The following is an 18,623-nucleotide window of genomic DNA, read 5'->3' as shown; positions in this document are numbered from 1 at the left end:
TCAGGGCCCGGTTCCCTCCCCAGGGAATCGGGCTCGTTCATTGCGGGGCGCCATCAACCGCGCGCCCAGCGCCCGGTCCACCACGCGGCGGCGCTGCTGGAACTCCCATTCCAGCGGGTCCAGCTGGAGCCCCCGCTCATAGGCCTCCAGGGCCCGCTTGAGCTGGCCGTCGCGCTCCAGCGCGCTGCCGGTGAGGAAGTGCACCCGCGCGGTGCCCACCGACCGGGGATGCTCGGCCAGGTATTCGCGGCGCAGGGCATCCGCCTGGATGGCGGTGAGCCCCGCCTCCAGGCACCGCGCCACGCCCCGGGGATTGCCCAGCCGGGCGTCGTAGCGCGCCCGGCGCAGCGGCACCCCCAGGGTGTCGCCGGCGTCCCGCACGCGGATCAGCATGGCCTCCAGGCGTGCGCGCTGCCCGCGCGACAGCGACCGTTGCCGCAGCGCGGACAAGAGGGTCCACAGCTCGCGCGCCCGCTCCCGGGCGGACTCCAGCTCCACGTCCGGAGCCAGTCCCAGCACCGCGTAGTGGGTTCCCTCCCCGCCCAGCTGCTCTCGGTAGGTCCCCAGGACGCGCTCGGCCTCGGCGTCCTCCGGGAGCTCCCGGGGACCCGGCGGCGGCGAGGCCTGGGCGCCCGAAAGGTGATGCTCCACCCGGGCCTTCAGCGTGGCCGAGGGCGCGAGGAACTGGACGCCAAAGCCCGGGCGCATGCTCCAGGCATGGGCCTGCTCGGGGGAGACGTGGCGCACCACCTCGCACGTGACGACCAGCGGCCCCGTGGACAGCGGCAGCACCACCTGGACGCGGGCGAACAGGGGGGGCAGGTCCCCCGTCGCGTGGAGGAACACCCCGCCGCGCGACAGGTCGGAGCCCGTGAAGGACCGGGGCTGCGTGCCGGGCTGGAGGATCACCTGCACGGGCACCGGCAGGGTCCTGCCCCCCATGGCGCCGGGCGGACCGGGAGGGGCCAGGAGCTGCGTCCGCCGGAGGCCGCTCGGATCAGCGGTGGCGGCGGGACGGGGGCTGCCCACGGCCGCGCGCGGCGGCGGCGTGCGCCCGACCAGGGCCTGCTCCAGCGCGGTGCGCAAGGCGAGCGCGTTCGCGTAGCGATCCTCCGGGCTCTTCGCCAGCGCGCGCAACACCACCGCCTCCAGGGCGGGCGGCACCGAGGGGCAGATGGTTCGAGGAGCCGGCGGCCACCGCGTCTGGTGCGCCACGAGCTGGGCGGTGAGGCCCTCGTCGGGAAAGGGCAGCCGCCCCGTGAGCAGCTGGTAGGCGATGACGCCCACCGCGTACAGGTCCGCGCGGCCGTCCAGGCGCCGGCTCAGGGACTGCTCCGGGGCCATGTACTCCGGCGTCCCCACGATGATGCCCGCCACCGTCTCCGGCATGCTCGCGTCCACCAGCTTCGCGATGCCGAAATCGAGCACCTTCACGAACGGCATCCCCCGCCCGCGCTTCACCAGGAAGATGTTGTCCGGCTTCAGGTCGCGGTGGACGATGCCCCGTGCGTGCGCCGCATGCAGCGCGTCACACACCTGGGCCAGCATGGGCACCACCGCCCCCGCCGACAGGGGCGTCCCCACCCAGGCCGACAGCGGCGCGCCCTCCAGGAACTCCATGATGAGGTACGGCCTGGGCGCCGCGGCGTTGAGGTCGAAGATGCTGACGATGTTCTCGTGCCCGATGAGGTTCACCGCGCGGGCCTCGGCGTGGAAGCGCTGCACCAGCTCCGGGTAGCGCGTCAGGTGCTCATGCAGCACCTTCACCGCCACCCGGCTGCCAATGGACACGTGCTCGCCCAGGTAGACAGAGCCCATCCCGCCCCGGCCCACCCGGCGCACCAGCCGGAAACTGCCCATCTGCGTCCCCAGCAGCGGATCCACCTCCTCCACCATCGACGGGGCCACCGGCTCCGCCCCAGCACCGCCCACGCCGTCACCCGCCTCCCGGACGAGCGTGTCGCACGACGTCTCCTCGCCATGTCTCCGCCCGCACGCAGAACACGTGCGCTCGCTCCTCACGACCTCGGCCATACCGCCCCCCTGGCCTAATTCCCTGTCCAATCTGCACATCCGGTAAGCCCCGCATCCACTGCCGACAAGGGTGGTTGTCGCAAAGTGAGGAGGGTCCCCCGCCCCGGGGCCGGGGTGACGGTTGGGCGGCGGACTGCGACGTGTCAGGAAGGTGTCACGCGGATAGGATGCGCGCATGTCCCGCTCGGCCCGACGCATTCCCACCGTGAACCTGTCCCACTACCGCTCCGGAACTCCCGAGGAGCGGGCCCGCTTCGTCCAGGTCTTTGGCGACGCGCTCAAGGAGTTCGGCTTCGTGACCGTGGAAGGACACGGCATCGAAGACGCGCTCATCCGCCGCACGTACGCGGACGTGGAGCGCTTCTTCCAACTGCCGGAGTCCACCAAGACTCGCTACGCGGTGCCGGAGCGCCCGGGCCAGCGCGGCTTCATGGCGTTCGGCCAGGAGCACGCGAAGAACCGCAAGGTGGGGGACATGAAGGAGTTCTGGCACGTGGGCCGCGAGCTGCCCGCGGGCCACCCCTACCGCGACGACTACGGCGCCAACGTCTGGCCGGAGGAGGTGCCCACCTTCCGCGACCACACGCTGACGCTCTACCGCGAGCTGGACGACGCGGCGACGGTGATGCTCCAGGCGCTCGCTGACTATCTGGGCATCGCGCGAAACACGTTCAGCGACATGACGGTGGACGGCAACTCCGTGCTGCGGCTCATCCACTACCCGCCGCTGAAGGACCGCTTCATCCCGGGCGCGGTGCGTGCCGCGGAGCACGAGGACATCAACTTCATCACGCTCCTGTGCGAGGGCACGTCCGGCGGCCTGGAGCTGCTCACGCGCGACGGCGAGTGGATCCCCGTGGACACGCTGCGTGGGCAGATCGTCGTGGACTCGGGCGACATGCTCAGCCGCGTGATGAACGGCACCATTCCGTCCACGACGCACCGGGTGGTGAACCCGCCCAGCACGGAGCAGGACACCGTGCGCTACTCGATGCCCTTCTTCGTGCACCCGTTCTCCGACTGTGTGCTGAAGCCGCTGCCGCAGACGGAGACGCCGGACAACCCCGCGCGCCATCCGCCCATCACCGCGGACGCGTTCCTCAAGCAGCGCCTGCGCGAGCTGGGCTTCCTCAAGTAGCCGCTGCCCGGGCCATCAACTCCGGCAGGTCCACGCGGAAGTGGCGCGTCCCTTCCGCGCCGTGGAGCCAGGCGCCTCGCCCCTTGAGCCACGTGGGCCGCCACGGACGTCCCGTCTCGTCCGTGAGCACGACGCTGGCCACGGGCCCCAGGCGCTGGTGGCCCCGGTCATACAGCGTGAAGAGCTGGAGCGAGTGCGCGTCCTCGTAGCCGCCCCCGAACAGCACGTGCGTGTCGCTGACGACGATGACGTGCGCCCCTCTCACTGGCGACCGCCAGACCGTGGACGGGCGCCCCGGCCGCATGCGCACGAGCGGGAAGTCCGTGTAGCTGTAGAACCAGGTCTCCTGCTCCGACGCGACGTTGAGCGCGTAGCAGTCCACGATGCGCTCTTCCAGGCCCAGCGCCATCGACACGCCGCTCTCCTGCCGCTGCCCCATCGCATCGAAGCGCACCAGACCGTCCGCGCCGATGGGCACCCGTGAAGCGTCGCCGCCCCAACCCCGGTTGCCGAAGACGCCTTCGTCGAAGTAGCTGACCCAGACCTGCCCGTCGGCCGTCGTCTGCACGTCCGCGATACCGTCCCCCAGGGTCAGCTCCCGAAGCCACGTGCCGTCCCGCGAATAGACGTGCGCGTTGCGCTCGTGCTGCTTGTCGGAGCGGTAGCGGCACCGCGCGTTCACGAGCAGCACGTCGTCCCCGGGAAGCGGTTGGATGTAATGGAAGGCCGGTGCCCCGCGAGGCAGCGCGAACCGCTCCCAGGTGTCCCACGCGTCCGCGTAGTGGAGGACCTCCTCCTCATCCTCCGTGAGCCACCAGAGGCTGTTGTCCGGCCCCACGCCCCGGGCCGTCACCTCCCGTCCCGCGAGCGCGTCGCCCACATCGACGAATGGGCGCACTTCGATGCCGAGGGTCCTCTGCCTGGATGTCACGGGCTCCTCCTCCGCGCTGACGGGCAGCGCCCCGACGCCGGCACTCCCGGAACCTGACGGTCCATGGCCACGAGGCTCGCTCCTTCCAAGGGCCGATGCCATCCTCCCCCCACCGTGGCCACCTCCCTCGACCTGTTCGCCATCCAGCCGCGCGTCACGCTCGACGACTACGCCACGCCGGAGACGTTCGCCTCGCACCACCGGGCGCTCGCCGCTCGCGCGGACGCGCTGCGCGCCCGGGACGCTTCCGGCCGCCCGCTGAACCCCGCGCTCGCGGTGTGGCCGGAGATGGTGGGCGCCGCGCTGGGGCTGATGGGCCACCTGTCGCGCGTGCGCCGCCGCAAGACGACCCACGGCGCGATGACGCGCGTGGCGCTCGCGGAGTGGCGGGAGATGTTCCGCACGTGGCGCGCCTTTCGCCCACCGACGCTGGAGGAGTGCCTCTACGCCACGGTGGCGCCCCGCGTGCACCGGGCCATGTTCGAGACCTTCTCCGGCATCGCACGCGACTTCGGGCTGTGGGTGGTGGCGGGCAGCGCGTTGCTCCCCACCAACCGCCTGGGCCCGGACACGCCCGAGTACGAACCCGCGGGCGCGCGCACCTTCAACACCAGCTACACGTTCTCACCGGAGGGGCTCTGCGTGGGCGTCACGCGCAAGGTGAACCTGGTGCCCACGCAGGAGGACGTGCTGCACCTGAGCCCTGGCCGTCCGGAGGACCTTCCCGTGCTGGACACGCCCTTCGGCAGGCTGGGCACGCTCGTCTGCTACGACGGCTTCCGGGAGCCGCACACGTCGGGCGAGCCGTGGTTCGTGCCGTGCGCGCAGTACCTGGACGCGCTGGGCGTGGACGTGCTCGCGCAGCCGTCCGCCAACGCGTGGGCCTGGGACGCGCCCTGGGCGTTCAACGCGCCGGGCGAGTCGCAGCTGCGCCGTGAGCAGTGGTTCAACGAGGGCCTCTTCACGCAGCTGCGAACCCTGAAGCGCGTGCGCTACGCGGTGAACCCGCAGCTCACCGGAGGCTTCTTCGACAACACCTTCGAAGCCCCCTCCCTCATCCTGGAGCGACGGGGACCGGACGACGTGCACGTGCTCGCCCAGGCCGCGGATCCACGCGGCGAGGACGTGCTCCACGTCACCGTCCCCCGCTAGTCCCCCAGCTTCTTCTTGAGCAGCTCGTTGACGAGGCCAGGGTTGCCCTTGCCCTTCATCGCCTTCATCACCTGGCCCACGAAGAAGCCATACACGCTCTTCTTGCCGGCCTTGTACTTCTCCACCTCGCCCGCGTTCTTCGCGAGGATGTCGTCCACCACCGCCTCCACCGCGCCCACGTCGCTCACCTGCGCGAGGCCCTTCTCCGCGATGATGTCCGCTGGCGCCCGGCCGGTGCGGAACATCTCCCCGAGCACGTCCTTCGCCGCGTTCGCGGACACCGTGCCCTTCTCCACCGTGGCCAGCAGCTCCCCCAACTGCGCCGGCGTGAAGCGCAGCGCGGACAGCGGCGTGCCCTCTTCCTTGAGCAGGCGGCTCAGCTCGCCCAGGAACCAGTTGGAGAGCTTCTTCGCGTCCGACACGTGCGCGGCGCAGGCCTCGAAGAAGTCGGCCAGCGGGCGCTCGGCGGTGAGGATGCGCGCGTCGTAGGCCGGCAGCCCGTACTCGCTGATGAACCGCGTGCGCTTGGCGCGCGGCAGCTCCGGCAGGGACTGACGCTGCGAATCCCGCAGCGCGTCCGACACGCGCAGCGGCGGCAGGTCCGGCTCCGGGAAGTAGCGGTAGTCGTGCGCGTCCTCCTTGGAGCGCATCGACCGGGTGACGCCCTTGTTCACGTCCCAGAGGCGCGTCTCCTGCTGCACCTTGCCGCCGGACTCGAGGACGTCCACCTGCCGCGCCGCCTCGTACTCGATGGCCTGCTTGAGGAAGCGGAACGAGTTGAGGTTCTTCAGCTCGCAGCGCTGCCCGTAGGTGGTGGAGCCCTTCGGCATCACCGACACGTTGGCGTCGCAGCGGAAGCTGCCCTCCTCCAGGTTGCCGTCGTTGACGCCCAGGTACACCAGCACGTCGCGCAGCGCCTTGAGGTACTCCACCGCCTCGTCCGCGTCGCGCAGGTCCGGCTCGCTGACGATCTCCATCAGCGGCACGCCCGCGCGGTTCAGGTCCACCAGGCTCTGGCCCGCGGACGCGGACGCGTCGTGCACGCTCTTGCCCGCGTCCTCCTCCAGGTGGATGCGCCGCACGCGCACCGTCTTCTCCCCGGAGGGCGTGTCGATGACCAGCTCGCCCCACTCGCAGATGGGCTGGTCGTACTGGGTGATCTGGTAGCCCTTGGGCAGGTCCGGGTAGAAGTAGTTCTTCCGGCTCCACACGCTCGTCGGCTTCACCGAGCACCCGAGCGCCAGCCCCGCGCGCACCGCGTACTCCACCACGCGCTGGTTGAGCACCGGCAGCACGCCGGGCATGCCCAGGCACACCGGGCAGGTGTGGTGGTTGGGTTCGGCGCCGAACGCGGTGGAGCAGCCGCAGAAGATCTTCGACTGCGTGAGCAGCTGCGCGTGGACCTCGAGCCCGATGACCGTCTGGAAATCACTCAGGGGCATGGCGATGTCACCCTTGCCTCGCGCCCGCTAGACGGGGACGGCGCGGCGGAAGAAGTCATGCTCGCGCTCGAAGGCGCGGGCGATGCGGAGCAGGCGGGCCTCGTCGAACGGGCGCCCCAGGAGCTGCATCCCCACCGGCAGCCCGCCCTGCGTGAAGCCGCACGGCACGGACAGGCCGGGCAGGCCCGCCAGGTTGCATGGCAGCGTGTAGACGTCCATCAGGTACATGGACAGCGGGTCGCCCACCTTGTCGCCCAACTTGAACGCGGGCACCGGGGACGTGGGCGACACGATGGCGTCCACCTGTCCGAAGGCCCGCGTGAAGTCCTCGCGGATGAGCGTGCGGACCTTCTGCGCGCGCAGGTAGTAGGCGTCGTAGTAGCCGGCGGACAGCGCGTAGGTGCCCAGCATGATGCGCAGCTTCACCTCCGCGCCAAAGCCCTGCCCCCGCGTCTGCGTGTACAGCTCCTTGAGCCCCCGCGCGTCCTTCGCCCGCTGCCCGTAGCGGATGCCGTCGTAGCGGGCCAGGTTGCTGGAGGCCTCCGAGGAGGCCAGCAGGTAGTACGTGGCCAGCGCGTACTTCGTGTGCGGCAGGGAGATGTCCACCAGCGTCGCGCCCAGCTTCTCCAGCTCCTCCAGCGACGCGCGCAGCGTGCCCGCCACCTCCGGGTCCATGCCGTCGGAGAAGTACTCGCGCGGCACGCCCAGCCTGAGGCCGCGCACCCCGTCCTCCAGGCCCGTGAGGCAGTCCGGCGTCTCCACGTCCGCGGAGGTGGAGTCCAGCGGATCATGCCGCGCGATGAGCTGGAAGAGCGCCGCGGTGTCCCCCACCGTGCGCGCCATGGGGCCGGGCTGATCCAACGACGAGGCGTAGGCGATGACGCCGTAGCGCGACACCCGGCCATAGGTGGGCTTGAGCCCCACGGTGTTGGTGAACCCCGCGGGCTGGCGGATGGAGCCGCCGGTGTCCGTGCCCAGCGCGCCGAACACCTCGCGCGCCGCCACCGCCGCGGCGGACCCTCCGGAGGACCCTCCCGGCGTGCGCGTCAGGTCCCAGGGGTTGTGCGTAGGAAAGTAGGCGCTCGACTCGTTGGACGAGCCCATCGCGAACTCGTCCATGTTCAGCTTGCCCAGCAGCGGCAGCCCCGCCTCCTTCAACAGGCGCACCACGGTGGCGTCGTAGGGCGGGACGAAGCCCTCCAGCAGGCGCGAGCCACAGGTGGTCTCCAGGCCCTCCGTGAGGAAGATGTCCTTGAGCCCTACGGGCACGCCGTCGAGCGCGCTCAGCGGGCTGCCCGCCTGACGGCGCGCGTCGCTGGCCTCGGCGGCCTTGAGCGCCCCGGCCTCGTCCACGCGCAGGAAGGCGCGCACCTTCGGATCGACCTGGGCGATGCGCGCGAGGCTGGCGCGGGTGGCCTCCACGGAGGACACCTCACGGGCGGCCAGCTTCGCCCCGAGCTCCAGCATCGACAGGTCGGTGAGCGTCGACGACATGGCGGGCTACTCCAGGATCTTCGGGACGGCGAAGGCGCTGCCCACCTTCGCGGGCGCGTTGGCGAGCCCGGCTTCCGGGGGCAGCGACGGCCGCAGCACGTCCTCGCGCAGCAGCGAGGACGCGAGCGTCGCGTGGGAGGTAGGCTCCACCTGGCTCACATCGAGCGCTTCCAGCTCCGCCACCGCGTCCAGGACCCGGGACAGCTGGGTGGCGTAGCGCTCCTCCTCTTGCGGCGTCAGCGACAGCCGCGCCAGGGTGGCCACGTGCCGGACCTGCTCGAGCGTGAGGGCCATGGGGAAGCCTCCTCCCAAAAAGGGCGGGACTACGAACGCTTGAACAGGTTGAGGATGGCGCCCATCACCTTGCCGCCGCCATCGTGGCCGTGGTTCTTCACGATCTGCTCCAGCTCGCCCGCGTCCAGCCAGACGCCGTGGCAGTTGAAGCAGCTCTCCAGCTCCACGTTGCCCTGCTTGAGCGTCTGCAGGTCCATGCCGCACTTGGGGCACTTCATGTAGTGCAGCTGCTTGAGCGCCTCGCGCTGCTGGGCCGCCGTCTCCTGGGCCTGCTGGAGGGCGAGCTTGCGCTTCACTTCGATCTCCTCACGCGCGAAGTAGTCGTCTTCGTTGTGGGAGGGCTTGTCAGGGTGCAGGTCGGACATGGTCTTGGGTTCTCCTTGGCGGCAGGCACCATAACCCTGTCGCCAGGGGGGTGCGCCCGAAATGTAGGCCCTGTCCCGCCCTCTCGGATGCCTGCCGGAAAATTGACCCCGCCTCCTCCCTCCCTATTCTCGCCGGGCGGATTGCTACAGCTCGCTACGCGGCTGGAATCGGGCAGAGGGAACCAGGGGTCCATGACAGCGGCCAAGAAGGGTGGTCGGGCGGAGAAGACAGTCCTGTCCCGACAGGAGATCGCGAGCCGCCGCAAGGCACTCGCGAACAAGAAGATGAAGGCGCCGGGCGCGGCCAGTCCGGCCAAGCGGGCGCTCGTGGGCGTCTTCATCCTGGCCGCCTCGCTGCTGGCCTTGCTGGCGGTCGCCACGTTCGACGCGCACGACCGGGTCGGGCCCGGCTTCCACAACGCGGTGGGCCCCATGGGGCACCTCATCGCGGAGACCCTGCGCGGCGCGCTGGGCGTGTGCGCGTACCTCATCCCCGTGGGCGGCATCTACACCGCCGTGGTGCTCTTCGTGGGCAACCGCGAGCGCCGCCGCCTGCCGCAGGTCATCTCCCTGGCGCTGCTCACGTGCAGCGTGTCCGTGCTCGCGCAGCTCATGTTCGCCAAGGACCGGGGCTGGGCCCACCCGCCCGGCGGCGCCCTGGGCGCGGGCCTGGGCGGCCTGATGGAGGGGATGTTCTCCACCGTCGGCACCATCATCCTCGTCACCGCCATCAGCGCGGCGGCGCTCATCGTGGGCACGCAGTACACGTTCTTCAAGCTGTGCTCGCTGGTGTGGGCCGGCCTCACCGTGCTGGGCCGCCGCCTCTCCGAGGCCGCGCACGTGTTCTGGGAGCAGCAGAAGGTCAACTACGCGGCCCGCCAGGAGCGGCTCGCGCAGGAGAAGGAAGAGGAGGCCGCGTTCCTCGCGGAGCTGGAGGCCGAGGAGGAGGAGCTCTCCGAGGCCGAGCGGCTGGCCGAGGAAGCCGAAGCCGCCGAGGCCGAGAGCCTGGCCGAGGAGGCCGTCCGCCTGGCCCGGCAGAACGAGAAGGAGCAGGCCGCCAACGCGAAGAAGGCGCTCAAGGAGCAGCGCGAGCGCGAGAAGCTGGAGAAGAAGACCGCCCGCGACGAGCTGCCGGAAGAGGACGACGCGCCGGAAGAGCAGCCCTCCCTGCCCCCGGAGCGCGCCGAGCGCCGCTCGCCGGGCGCGGATCCCGCCTGGGCCGCGTCCTTCCTCGCGCCCCAGCCGCAGCTGCCCGCGAACGCGGAGGCCGCCGAGCCGCCGCGCCGTCCGCGCAAGACCCCGCAGATCGTCACCCCGCCCTCCGCCCCGTCCACCCCGCCCGTGCCCGCCGCGGCGCTCGCGCCCCCGGTGGCCGAGCCCGTCCAGAAGCCCGTGGTGGCGGAGAAGCCCTCGGCCGCCGCGCCGGGCAATGCCCTCATCCCCGCGCCCCCCGCCGCGCTGGCGCGCATGCCGCTCATCGTGGAGCCCAAGGCGCCGCCCAAGCCCACCGCCGTGAAGCGGCCGCAGGACCAGTTCGAGTTCGTGGGGGACCGCAAGAGCTTCTCGCTGCCGCCCCTGGACGTGCTGGAGGCGGACAAGAAGGAGCGCTCCGCGCTGGACAAGGACGCCTTCCTCGTCACGGCGGAGAAGCTGCGCGCGAAGCTCGCGGACTTCGGCATCGTGGGCGAGGTGGTGGAGATCCGCCCCGGCCCCGTCGTCACCATGTACGAGTTCCTGCCCGGGCCCGGCATCAAGGTCAGCAAGATCGCCGCGCTCCAGGACGACCTGGCCATGGCGATGGAGGCCATGCGCGTGCGCATCGTCGCCCCCATCCCCGGCAAGGGCGTGGTGGGCATCGAGGTCCCCAACCGCGACCGCGAGACGGTGTTCCTCAAGGAGATCGCCGAACAGGACACGTTCCAGAAGAGCAGCAGCAAGCTCACCATGTGCGTGGGCAAGGACATCGAAGGCATGCCGTACGTCTTCGACCTGGTGAAGGCCCCCCACCTGCTCATCGCGGGCACCACCGGCTCCGGCAAGTCCGTGGCGGTGAACTCGATGATCATGAGCATCCTCCTCAAGGCCACGCCCGAGGAGGTCCGCTTCATCATGGTGGACCCGAAGATGCTGGAGCTCTCCGTGTACGAGGGCATCCCGCACCTGCTGCTCCCCGTCGTCACCGACCCCAAGAAGGCCGCGCTCGCGCTGCGCTGGGCGGTGGAGGAGATGGAGCGCCGCTACCAGATGCTGTCCGAGGCGGGCGTGCGCAACATCGCCGGCTTCAACAAGCTGGTGGAGACCCAGGCGGCGGAGGAGAAGCCCGCCGCCGCGCCCGCCGCGAAGAAGAAGGCGAAGCCCAAGAAGATGTTCGTCGTGGACGTGGAAGGCAGCACGGCGCAGGCCTCCGCTTCCGCCAGCGACGGCCTGGGCGTGGCCGCGCCGCGCGAGGATGACGAGGACCTGCGCGAAGCCATCGTCTCCGACGCCGCCTCCGGCCTGGACGCCGACGGCGAGGTGGACGCGGAGTTCGAGGAGGATGACGCCGACGGGGCCCCGCAGGCCGAGGCGGCGCCCGCCGACAAGAAGGAGCTCAAGAAGCTGCCCTACATCGTGGTCATCATCGACGAGCTCGCGGACCTGATGATGGTCGCCAGCCGCGAGGTGGAGACGTACGTGGCGCGCCTCGCGCAGATGGCGCGCGCGGCGGGCATCCACCTGATGGTCGCGACGCAGCGTCCGTCCACGGACGTCGTCACCGGCATCATCAAGGCCAACTTCCCCACGCGCATCAGCTTCATGCTGCGCTCGAAGCCGGACTCGATGACGATCCTCGGCACGGTGGGCGCGGAGGCCCTGCTGGGCATGGGCGACATGCTCATCATGCCGCCGACGAGCGCCCACCTGCAGCGCGTGCACGGCGCCTACGTCTCCGAGCACGAAATCAAGAAGGCGGTGGACCACCTCAAGGCCCAGGGCAAGCCCGTCTTCGACGAGTCCATCCTCAAGCCGCGAGACGAGGACGTGGAGGGCGGGGGCGAGGAGGACGAGCTGTCCGACGAGCTCTACGACCAGGCGCTCGCGGCGGTCAGCGAGATGCGCTCCGTCTCCATCTCCATGCTCCAGCGCAAGATGCGCATCGGCTACAACCGCGCGGCGCGCATGATTGAGCGCATGGAGCGCGACGGCGTGGTGGGCCCCGCGGACGGCGCCAAGCCCCGCGAGGTGCTGCTGCGCGGCCTGGGCGACATGCCCGGCGCCGGGGCGATGTAGCCCGTCAGGGCGAAGCCGGGGAACGGGCACCCGTCCCCGGAGGTTTTCCCCTCGGGGGCGTTCCGGAGCAGCTCCGGGCGCCCCCGCTCTCCTTCCCGGGCCCCCCGAATGATTGTCGCCATCTCCCGCTTCCGGACGTCGCCCCAGGACGCGGAGGGCTGGGTCCACCGCCTCCAGGAGCGCTCGCGGCGCGTGGACGGCTACCCGGGCTTCCTGGGCCTGGAGGTGCTGCGCTCGTTCGAGCCCTCGCCTGAAATCCTGCTCGTCACCCGCTGGAGGGACCGCGAGGCCATGAAGGCCTATTTCCAGTCGGAGGACTTCCAGCGGGCGAAGGGGGCCAGCGCGTCCCAGGAGGGCGCCACCTTCACGTTGTACGAGGTCGTGGGCACCTGAAGGCCGTGTTGCCAGTTCCCAATCGCCCCGGGGTCGTCTAAGGGCGGTGCACCATGGCTGAACGTCTTGCCCTATTCGCCACCGCCGCTCGCGGCACCGAGGACCTGCTGGCCGAGGAGCTGAAGGAGCTCGGCGCGAAGCGCATCCGCCAGGACCGGGGCGGCGTGCGCTTCATGGCCGCGCTCGACGAGGCCCTCAACGTCTGCCTCTGGTCCCGCATCGCCATGCGCGTCCTCTACCCGCTGGGCGAGTTCGACGCCCCCGGCGCCCAGGGCCTCTACGACGCCGTCGCCAGCGTGCCGTGGGAGGAGCACCTCACGACGAACGTGACGTTCGCGGTGGACGCGAACCTGAAGGACACCGAGCACGCGCACTCGGGCTTCGTGGCGCTGAAGGTGAAGGACGCCATCGTGGACCGCCTGCGCGGCAAGCTGGGCTCGCGGCCGGACGTGGACACGCGCAACCCGGACGTGTCCGTGGTGGCGCACCTGGTGAAGGAGAAGCTGTCCCTCTCCCTGGACCTGTGCGGTGAGCCGCTGCACCGGCGCGGCTACCGCGTGCGCCCCACCCCCGCGCCCCTGAAGGAGAACCTGGCGGCGGCCCTGCTGCGCGCGGCGGGCTACACCGGCACGGAGGCCCTGGTGGATCCGATGTGCGGCTCGGGCACGCTCGTCATCGAGGGCGGCCTCATCGCGCGCAAGCGCGCCCCGGGCATCAACCGGAGCTTCGCGGTGGAGCGCTGGCCGCACCTGGGCCTCCGCGCGAAGGAGCTGCTCGCGGACCTGCGCGCGGACGCGCGGCGCAACGAGCGCAAGGTGGAGGTCCCCATCCTCGGCTTCGACAAGAGCGACGAGGCCCTGGAGGCCGCGGACCGCAACGTGAAGGCGGCGCGGCTGGGCGAGGAGATCACCCTCGCGGAAGGGGACGCGACGAAGCTGCCGCCCCTGCCGGACGGGGGCGGGCTCATCCTCACCAACCCGCCCTACGGCGACCGGCTCGGCTCCGGCGGCCAGAAGGGCATGAAGACCTTCTACTTCAAGCTGGGTGACTCGCTGCGCGCGCTGCCGGGCTGGCGCGTGTGGGTGCTGTCCGGCAACCCCGCCTTCGAGAGCGCCTTCCACGCGCGCCCCATGGCCCGGCGCGACGTGTGGAATGGCCCCATCCCGTGCACGCTCCTGGGCTACCGCGCCCCGCCCCTGCCCCCCGGCTCAAAGCCGGTGCTCGGTGCGCCGGGCGAGTCGCTGGAGGTTGCTCCGGTGCGTCCAGAGCATCAGGACGAATAGGCCCGCGGTGAGCAGCACGTACTCGCGGGCGTGCGCGGTGAGGAACGCGGTCACGATGGCGACGACCGCGGCGGACAGCGAGCCCACGGAGCTCACCCGCCACCGCGCCACCACCAGGCCGTAGATGATGGCTCCGGCGAGCGCCGCCTCGGGCACCAGCACGACCAGCACGCCCAGCGCGGAGGCCACGCCCTTGCCGCCCTGGAGCTTGAGCCACACCGGGTACACGTGGCCCAGCACCGCGGCCAGCCCCACCAGCACATGCGCCCGCGCATCCCCGGGCATCCAGTACACGGCGAGCGCCACGGGCAGCACGGCCTTGAGCGCGTCCAGCAGCAGCACCACCGCGCCCAGCTTCTTGCCGGCGACGCGCGTGACGTTGGTCGCGCCGATGTTGCCGCTGCCGCTGGCGCGCACGTCCACCCCGCGCACCCACCGCGTCAGCAGCACGCCAAAGGGGACGGAGCCGCAGAGGTAGCCCAGCAGGAGGAAGGCGGAGAGCACGGAGGAGAAGGGAGCGCGGTCCTACGACAGCAGGTGCGGGAAACGGGTGTGCACCACGACGTAGGCGTAATTGGCGAGCAACACCAGCGGGAACGCGATGCGCACCCACCGCCACTCGCGCTCTTCCAGCGTCACCTCCGGAATGGGCAGCGCGAAGAGGAAGTGCAGCACCGTCGCCACGGCGGCCAGCGCGAACAACAGCGCGCACACGGTGCCCAGGGGATTGGCCTCCCAGGCGCCCGGGATGTTGAAGTGCGCGACGCGGTCCGCCACCCGGGTGAGCCCACAGCCCAGGCAGGGCCAGCCTGTATGCTGGCGCAGCACACAGCCCCAGAACGGGATGAGCCGGGCCACGGGGATGTAGCGCCCCACCAGGAGTCCCCCGAGCCCTACGAGCCCGAGCCATTCGAATGTACCCAACCGGCGGTTGGGAGCGGGGATGGTGACCTTCATGCGCACCTCGCGCCGAGTGTGCGGGACAAGCCGGAAGGATGGAAGGGGTGCCTTGCCCGGGCGCGGAAACCTGGGCTAAGCGAACGGGCATGCACATGCTCCGCACCGCCCTCGTGACGTTGGTCGCCGTTCCCCTCGTGGCCCTCGCCGCGGAGAAGACGCCCGCGCCCGCCAAGGCCGCCGCCGCGTCGAGCGACTGCCATCACCCCGCCGAGGCCAAGGCGCCCGAGGCCACCCAGGCCGCGAACACCGGCTGGACGCTCACCCGGGGCGAGGCCCTGAAGGGCGAGCCGACGGTGAAGCTGTCGGAGCTGCTCGCGAAGCCCCAGGCCCACGACGGGAAGGTCGTGCGCGTGGAGGGCCAGGTGCGCAAGGCCTGCGAGAAGAAGGGCTGCTGGATGGAGCTGGCGCAGGACGCCAAGAGCCCCGGCGTGCGCGTGACGTTCAAGGACTACGGCTTCTTCGTCCCGCTGGACTCCGCGGGTTCTCAGGCGCGCGTGGAGGGCGTGGTGAAGGTCGCGGAGCTGAGCGACGCCCACGCGAAGCACTACGAGGCGGAGGGCGCCATCGTCCCGCGCGGCACCGACGGCAAGCCGCGCGAGGTCCAGCTCGTGGCCTCCGGCGTCGAGCTGCGCCGCTAGCCGCGATGGGAGGCCGCAGCTTCAGCATGCGCGGAGTGCAGGGCGCGGCCGACCGCGCCGTGCAGCACGCCCGCGCGTGGCTCCTGGAGACGGAGCCCGGCTCGCGCGTGCACGACGTGCAGTTGGATCCCCGCTTCCAGCACCGTGGCGTGGATCTGCTCTGGGAGCTGCCCTCCGGAGAGGTGCGCGGCATCGAGGTGAAGGGAGACCGTCAGGCCACCCGCCGCCGCTACTTCTTCGAGCTGGTCTCCAACCTGGAGAAGGACACCCCGGGCTGCTTCCTCTACAGCGGCGCGGACCTGATGCTGTACGTGTTCCTCACGCAGGGCGAGCTGCACGCGCTGCCGCTGCCCCGGGTGCGGGAGTGGTTCCTCCCCCGCGCCCGCGAGTACGCCCTCAAGCACGCCTTCACCCAGACCGGCGCCATCCGCTACACCACGGTGGGCGCCGTGGTGCCGGTGCGGGACGTGGCGGAAGGAGTGCCCGGCGTGACGACCGTGAAGCTCAAGCGCCCGAGCGCCGAGCGGCCCGCGACGCCGGACGCGGAAGGTCCGAAGGCCTCCGAAGCCAGGCCCCCCGAAGCGCCCGAGGCCCCGGGGTCCCAGGGCCCCCAGCGCACGGGGACGTGAGCCCGCGCGCCTAGCGACGGCGCTGGGGCTGCGCGTGCTGGTGACGGTGCGCCCGGTGGCCCGGGTGCATCTTGTCGTGCAGCGCCTCCAGCCGCTCCTGCGTGCCCATCAGCTCCAGGAGCGCGGACCGGTCGTTCTGCTGCTTGAAGACGTGCTCCAGGCGGGGCACCAGGTCGAGCGCCAGGTGGATGTCGCTGGCCTTCTCCGCCTCCGCCAGCAGGCCGCGGCCCTCGACGGACGCGTCAATCCACGCCTGCAGGTGGATGAGGCCATCCACCGCCAGCAGCCGCGAGATGGGCGCGCGCGCCGTGTCGTGGATGAGGTTCTTCAGGTCCTGGATGGCCGGCTCGCGCTCGCCCTTCGCGGCGCGGACCACCGCCTGGGAGATGCCGCGGCGGTCGGGCAGCAGGAACTCCTCCACGTCTGCGAACGCCGCCGCGTCGTCCAGGTGGCCCTGGGCGGCCAGCGACTCCGCCAGGCTGTCGAACAGCTCGGCGTCCTTCTCGGAGAAGGGCGCCAGCGCCTCCTGGAGGAACGGCGCGGGCAGCACGCCCTTGTCATCCACCGTCAGCTTCGAGCGCAGGGACTTCACGTGCTCGAAGGCGGAGGCCGCCGGGGCCTCCTTGGCGCCGTTGAGCTTGTGGACCAGCACCTGCATCAGCGTCGCCAGCCCCTGGGTGAAGTCCTGGGGGGACACGCGGTCCGGCATCCACCGGCGCCACAGCTCCACGGCCGCGGCCACGACGTAGTCCTTGAAGGGGCCGGTGCCCTTCCACTTGCCCGCCCACTGCTGGGCGATGCCGAGCGGGTAGGCCGACTCCGCCAGCTTGCGGTAGTCCTCCTCGCTCACGGGGACGCCGTAGTGCCCCAGCGTGCCCAGCAGGGCCTCCGTCGAGTAGTCCTTGAGGCCCGTCTTCTGCCACGACTTTTCCACGCGCTGCGTGCTCACCAGATGCTCTCCGAGGCCATGCGAGTGCCGGCCATCGGCCCCGCTGGCCGTCTTCTAGCGGAAAGCGGGGCCCGGCGAATACGGCCTTCGCGGGCCCCGTCAGGCGGCGGACGGCTGGAGCGGGGGGCGGCCCGGGACGATGGGCCACACCGTGGGCTGGCGCCGTCCGTCCTCCACCCGGCGGGCCATGTACGGCTCGCACCCTCGCTCCTGGAAGGCCCGCTTCCACGCGGCGAAGCTCCCTCCAGCACGCCAGGCGTCCATCGCCGCGAGCCCCGCCTCCGGGCCGCACTGCGCCAGCATGTACTCCACCCAGGCCCAGCGCGCGGACGTGGGCCGGACCTCCGCCCTCCCGCGCAACCCCTTGCGCAGCCGCTCCAGCTTGTTCTCCACCTCGCGCAGGCCCGCGAAGGGCGCTCCGTCCAGCGGCGTGTTGCGCTTGGCCACGAAGGGCGCGACCCCCAGGGCCACCGGGAGGATCCGCGACAGCTCCGTGGTGAAGCGGATCAGCTCGTCGATGTCCGCGTCCTCCTCGTGCGGCAGGCCCACCACGTTGTAGACCTTGAGCTGCTTCATGCCCGCCGTGCGGGCGAACTGGGCCGCGCGGACGATCTGCTCCTCGGAGTGCTTGCGGTCCACCAGGTCACGCATCTTCTGGGATGCGCCGTCCGCGGCCACCGTGAGGTTGGTCGCCCCACCCCGCCGGAGCTGATCCACCAGCTCCTGCGTGAGCCGGTCCGCGCGCAGGGACGACACCCCCACCTCGCGCCCCGAGTCCACCAGGGTGCGCAGCAACTCCACGATGCGCGGATGATCCGTCACCGCCGCCCCCACCAACCCCACGCGCTTGGCGTGCTCGGGGATGAGCGACAGGATGCGCTCCGGGGGCACGGTGCGCATGCCACCGTTCGTCGTGCGGCGCATGACGCAGTAGTGGCAGCCGCGCGAACATCCCCGCTCCGGCTCGATGAGGAACATCGAGCGCAGCTCCGTGTGCGGCGTGATGATCTGCGTGCGCGCCGGCAGCCGGGCATCCGTCGCCTTCGCGACATGGTAGCGCGCCCCACCGCCCCGTCCGGGCACCCGGAAGCCAGGGATCCGCGACAGGTGATCCAACAGGGCCTCGCGCTCCATGGAGGCCGCGGCCTCCAGCAGCACGTGGATCAGATCCTCCGCCTCCCCTTGGACCAGCACGTCCACGAAGGGCTCCAGCGGATCCGGGTTGGAGAACGTCAGCGGGCCCCCCGCCACCACCAGCGGATGTCTGGCATCTCGCTCGGAAGAAAGAACCGGCAAACCAGACAACTCCAACATTGTAAACAGCCCTGTGAGCTCCAACTCATACGCGACAGAGAATGCCAGCATTTCAAAGGCAGACACCGAAGCCTGGGATTCCCAGGTAAACAATGGCGTCCTTGTTCTCTTGTATGTCTCGACATCATCGGGAAGAAACACACGCTCGGCGGTCGCCCCTGGGTGTGAATGGACCTCCCGGTAGATGGCCTGGTAGCCGAGCGAGCTCATGCCCACGTGGTAGGGGCTCGGGTAGCAGAGCGCGACCCGGTAGGGCGCCTCCTTGCGGAGCGTCCCGACTTCGTCCGCCAGAAGCGAGCAGACGTGCTCGATGAGTTCGTAACGGCCCTCCATGGTC

17 protein-coding genes are annotated in these 18,623 nt (G+C 71.0%); 7 read left to right on the top strand and 10 right to left on the bottom strand.

Features of this window, described 5'->3' with window-relative positions; translation table 11 throughout:
- Positions 1-2,034, bottom strand: a complete 2,034-nt coding sequence (locus GTY96_RS02700) for a serine/threonine-protein kinase (RefSeq protein WP_143898203.1) — start codon at positions 2,032-2,034, stop codon at positions 1-3.
- Positions 2,035-2,209: 175 nt separating this feature from the next.
- Here GTY96_RS02700 and GTY96_RS02695 point away from each other — a divergent pair, with 175 nt between their 5' ends.
- Positions 2,210-3,172 carry an isopenicillin N synthase family dioxygenase gene (locus tag GTY96_RS02695; RefSeq protein WP_143898201.1) on the top strand — a complete coding sequence of 321 codons (963 nt, stop codon included), beginning with the start codon at positions 2,210-2,212 and terminating at the stop codon, positions 3,170-3,172.
- Here GTY96_RS02695 and GTY96_RS02690 read toward each other — a convergent pair.
- Entirely contained in the window at positions 3,165-4,103 is a 939-nt protein-coding gene (locus tag GTY96_RS02690) for a hypothetical protein (protein ID WP_161663754.1), read from the bottom strand. The genes GTY96_RS02695 and GTY96_RS02690 overlap by 8 nt on opposite strands.
- A 114-nt stretch (positions 4,104-4,217) precedes the next feature.
- Between GTY96_RS02690 and GTY96_RS02685 the strand changes: the two genes are divergently transcribed.
- Positions 4,218-5,255, top strand: a complete 1,038-nt coding sequence (locus GTY96_RS02685) for a carbon-nitrogen hydrolase family protein (protein WP_161663753.1) — start codon at positions 4,218-4,220, stop codon at positions 5,253-5,255.
- Here the strand turns inward: GTY96_RS02685 and gatB are convergent.
- The 4 genes from gatB to GTY96_RS02665 are packed head-to-tail and all read right to left on the bottom strand — an operon-like array spanning position 5,252 to position 8,850.
- Positions 5,252-6,697 (bottom strand): Asp-tRNA(Asn)/Glu-tRNA(Gln) amidotransferase subunit GatB, encoded by a 1,446-nt coding sequence (gatB, locus tag GTY96_RS02680; protein WP_143898195.1) that lies wholly within the window; start codon positions 6,695-6,697, stop codon positions 5,252-5,254. The genes GTY96_RS02685 and gatB overlap by 4 nt on opposite strands.
- Before the next feature lie 27 nt (positions 6,698-6,724).
- Positions 6,725-8,191 (bottom strand): Asp-tRNA(Asn)/Glu-tRNA(Gln) amidotransferase subunit GatA, encoded by a 1,467-nt coding sequence (gatA, locus tag GTY96_RS02675; RefSeq protein ID WP_143898193.1) that lies wholly within the window; start codon positions 8,189-8,191, stop codon positions 6,725-6,727.
- Positions 8,192-8,197: 6 nt separating this feature from the next.
- On the bottom strand, positions 8,198-8,485 hold the full coding sequence (gene gatC / locus GTY96_RS02670; RefSeq protein ID WP_143898191.1) for an Asp-tRNA(Asn)/Glu-tRNA(Gln) amidotransferase subunit GatC: 288 nt from the start codon (positions 8,483-8,485) through the stop codon (positions 8,198-8,200).
- 29 nt (positions 8,486-8,514) lie between these two features.
- Positions 8,515-8,850, bottom strand: a complete 336-nt coding sequence (locus tag GTY96_RS02665) for a TFIIB-type zinc ribbon-containing protein (protein WP_143898189.1) — start codon at positions 8,848-8,850, stop codon at positions 8,515-8,517.
- A gap of 192 nt (positions 8,851-9,042) precedes the next feature.
- Between GTY96_RS02665 and GTY96_RS02660 the strand changes: the two genes are divergently transcribed.
- The 3 genes from GTY96_RS02660 (at position 9,043) to GTY96_RS02650 (ending at position 13,796) form a co-directional block, all read left to right on the top strand.
- Positions 9,043-12,120: an FtsK/SpoIIIE family DNA translocase gene (locus GTY96_RS02660; RefSeq protein WP_161663752.1), complete on the top strand. Its 3,078-nt coding sequence runs from the start codon at positions 9,043-9,045 to the stop codon at positions 12,118-12,120.
- Positions 12,121-12,228: 108 nt separating this feature from the next.
- Positions 12,229-12,513, top strand: coding sequence for an antibiotic biosynthesis monooxygenase family protein (locus GTY96_RS02655; protein ID WP_143898186.1), 285 nt, complete (start codon positions 12,229-12,231; stop codon positions 12,511-12,513).
- Between the two features lie 53 nt (positions 12,514-12,566).
- Positions 12,567-13,796 carry a THUMP domain-containing class I SAM-dependent RNA methyltransferase gene (locus tag GTY96_RS02650; protein ID WP_143898184.1) on the top strand — a complete coding sequence of 410 codons (1,230 nt, stop codon included), beginning with the start codon at positions 12,567-12,569 and terminating at the stop codon, positions 13,794-13,796.
- Here GTY96_RS02650 and plsY read toward each other — a convergent pair.
- Positions 13,722-14,300, bottom strand: a complete 579-nt coding sequence (gene plsY, locus GTY96_RS02645) for a glycerol-3-phosphate 1-O-acyltransferase PlsY (protein ID WP_143898182.1) — start codon at positions 14,298-14,300, stop codon at positions 13,722-13,724. The genes GTY96_RS02650 and plsY overlap by 75 nt on opposite strands.
- A 21-nt stretch (positions 14,301-14,321) precedes the next feature.
- Positions 14,322-14,753, bottom strand: a complete 432-nt coding sequence (locus GTY96_RS02640) for a DUF2752 domain-containing protein (RefSeq protein ID WP_143898180.1) — start codon at positions 14,751-14,753, stop codon at positions 14,322-14,324.
- 89 nt (positions 14,754-14,842) lie between these two features.
- Between GTY96_RS02640 and GTY96_RS02635 the strand changes: the two genes are divergently transcribed.
- Complete coding sequence (locus tag GTY96_RS02635; RefSeq protein WP_186001729.1) at positions 14,843-15,394, top strand: DUF4920 domain-containing protein; 552 nt, start codon at positions 14,843-14,845, stop codon at positions 15,392-15,394.
- A 26-nt stretch (positions 15,395-15,420) separates the two neighbouring features.
- A complete protein-coding gene (locus tag GTY96_RS02630; RefSeq protein WP_235685293.1) occupies positions 15,421-16,023 on the top strand; it encodes a hypothetical protein in 603 nt (200 codons plus the stop codon).
- A gap of 10 nt (positions 16,024-16,033) precedes the next feature.
- Here the strand turns inward: GTY96_RS02630 and GTY96_RS02625 are convergent, their stop codons facing one another.
- Entirely contained in the window at positions 16,034-16,972 is a 939-nt protein-coding gene (locus tag GTY96_RS02625; RefSeq protein WP_143898174.1) for a hypothetical protein, read from the bottom strand.
- A 99-nt stretch (positions 16,973-17,071) separates the two neighbouring features.
- Positions 17,072-18,619, bottom strand: a complete 1,548-nt coding sequence (locus GTY96_RS02620; RefSeq protein WP_161663751.1) for a radical SAM protein — start codon at positions 18,617-18,619, stop codon at positions 17,072-17,074.
- Positions 18,620-18,623: the final 4 nt, after the last annotated feature.

Source organism: Corallococcus silvisoli, assembly GCF_009909145.1.
GTDB classification, from domain to species: domain Bacteria; phylum Myxococcota; class Myxococcia; order Myxococcales; family Myxococcaceae; genus Corallococcus; species Corallococcus silvisoli.
This window is presented reverse-complemented; position numbering and strand designations above follow the sequence as displayed.

Excerpts from the sequence above, each read along its gene's own strand:
- GTY96_RS02640 (WP_143898180.1), bottom strand. The coding sequence starts at position 14,753 with ATGAAGGTCACCATCCCCGCTCCCAACCGCCGGTTGGGTACATTCGAA.
- GTY96_RS02665 (WP_143898189.1), bottom strand. The coding sequence starts at position 8,850 with ATGTCCGACCTGCACCCTGACAAGCCCTCCCACAACGAAGACGACTAC.
- GTY96_RS02620 (WP_161663751.1), bottom strand. The coding sequence starts at position 18,619 with ATGGAGGGCCGTTACGAACTCATCGAGCACGTCTGCTCGCTTCTGGCG.
- GTY96_RS02650 (WP_143898184.1), top strand. The coding sequence starts at position 12,567 with ATGGCTGAACGTCTTGCCCTATTCGCCACCGCCGCTCGCGGCACCGAG.
- gatC (WP_143898191.1), bottom strand. The coding sequence starts at position 8,485 with ATGGCCCTCACGCTCGAGCAGGTCCGGCACGTGGCCACCCTGGCGCGG.
- GTY96_RS02660 (WP_161663752.1), top strand. The coding sequence starts at position 9,043 with ATGACAGCGGCCAAGAAGGGTGGTCGGGCGGAGAAGACAGTCCTGTCC.
- GTY96_RS02695 (WP_143898201.1), top strand. The coding sequence starts at position 2,210 with ATGTCCCGCTCGGCCCGACGCATTCCCACCGTGAACCTGTCCCACTAC.
- GTY96_RS02635 (WP_186001729.1), top strand. The coding sequence starts at position 14,843 with ATGCACATGCTCCGCACCGCCCTCGTGACGTTGGTCGCCGTTCCCCTC.
- GTY96_RS02630 (WP_235685293.1), top strand. The coding sequence starts at position 15,421 with ATGCGCGGAGTGCAGGGCGCGGCCGACCGCGCCGTGCAGCACGCCCGC.
- GTY96_RS02700 (WP_143898203.1), bottom strand. The coding sequence starts at position 2,034 with ATGGCCGAGGTCGTGAGGAGCGAGCGCACGTGTTCTGCGTGCGGGCGG.
- GTY96_RS02655 (WP_143898186.1), top strand. The coding sequence starts at position 12,229 with ATGATTGTCGCCATCTCCCGCTTCCGGACGTCGCCCCAGGACGCGGAG.
- gatB (WP_143898195.1), bottom strand. The coding sequence starts at position 6,697 with ATGCCCCTGAGTGATTTCCAGACGGTCATCGGGCTCGAGGTCCACGCG.
- gatA (WP_143898193.1), bottom strand. The coding sequence starts at position 8,191 with ATGTCGTCGACGCTCACCGACCTGTCGATGCTGGAGCTCGGGGCGAAG.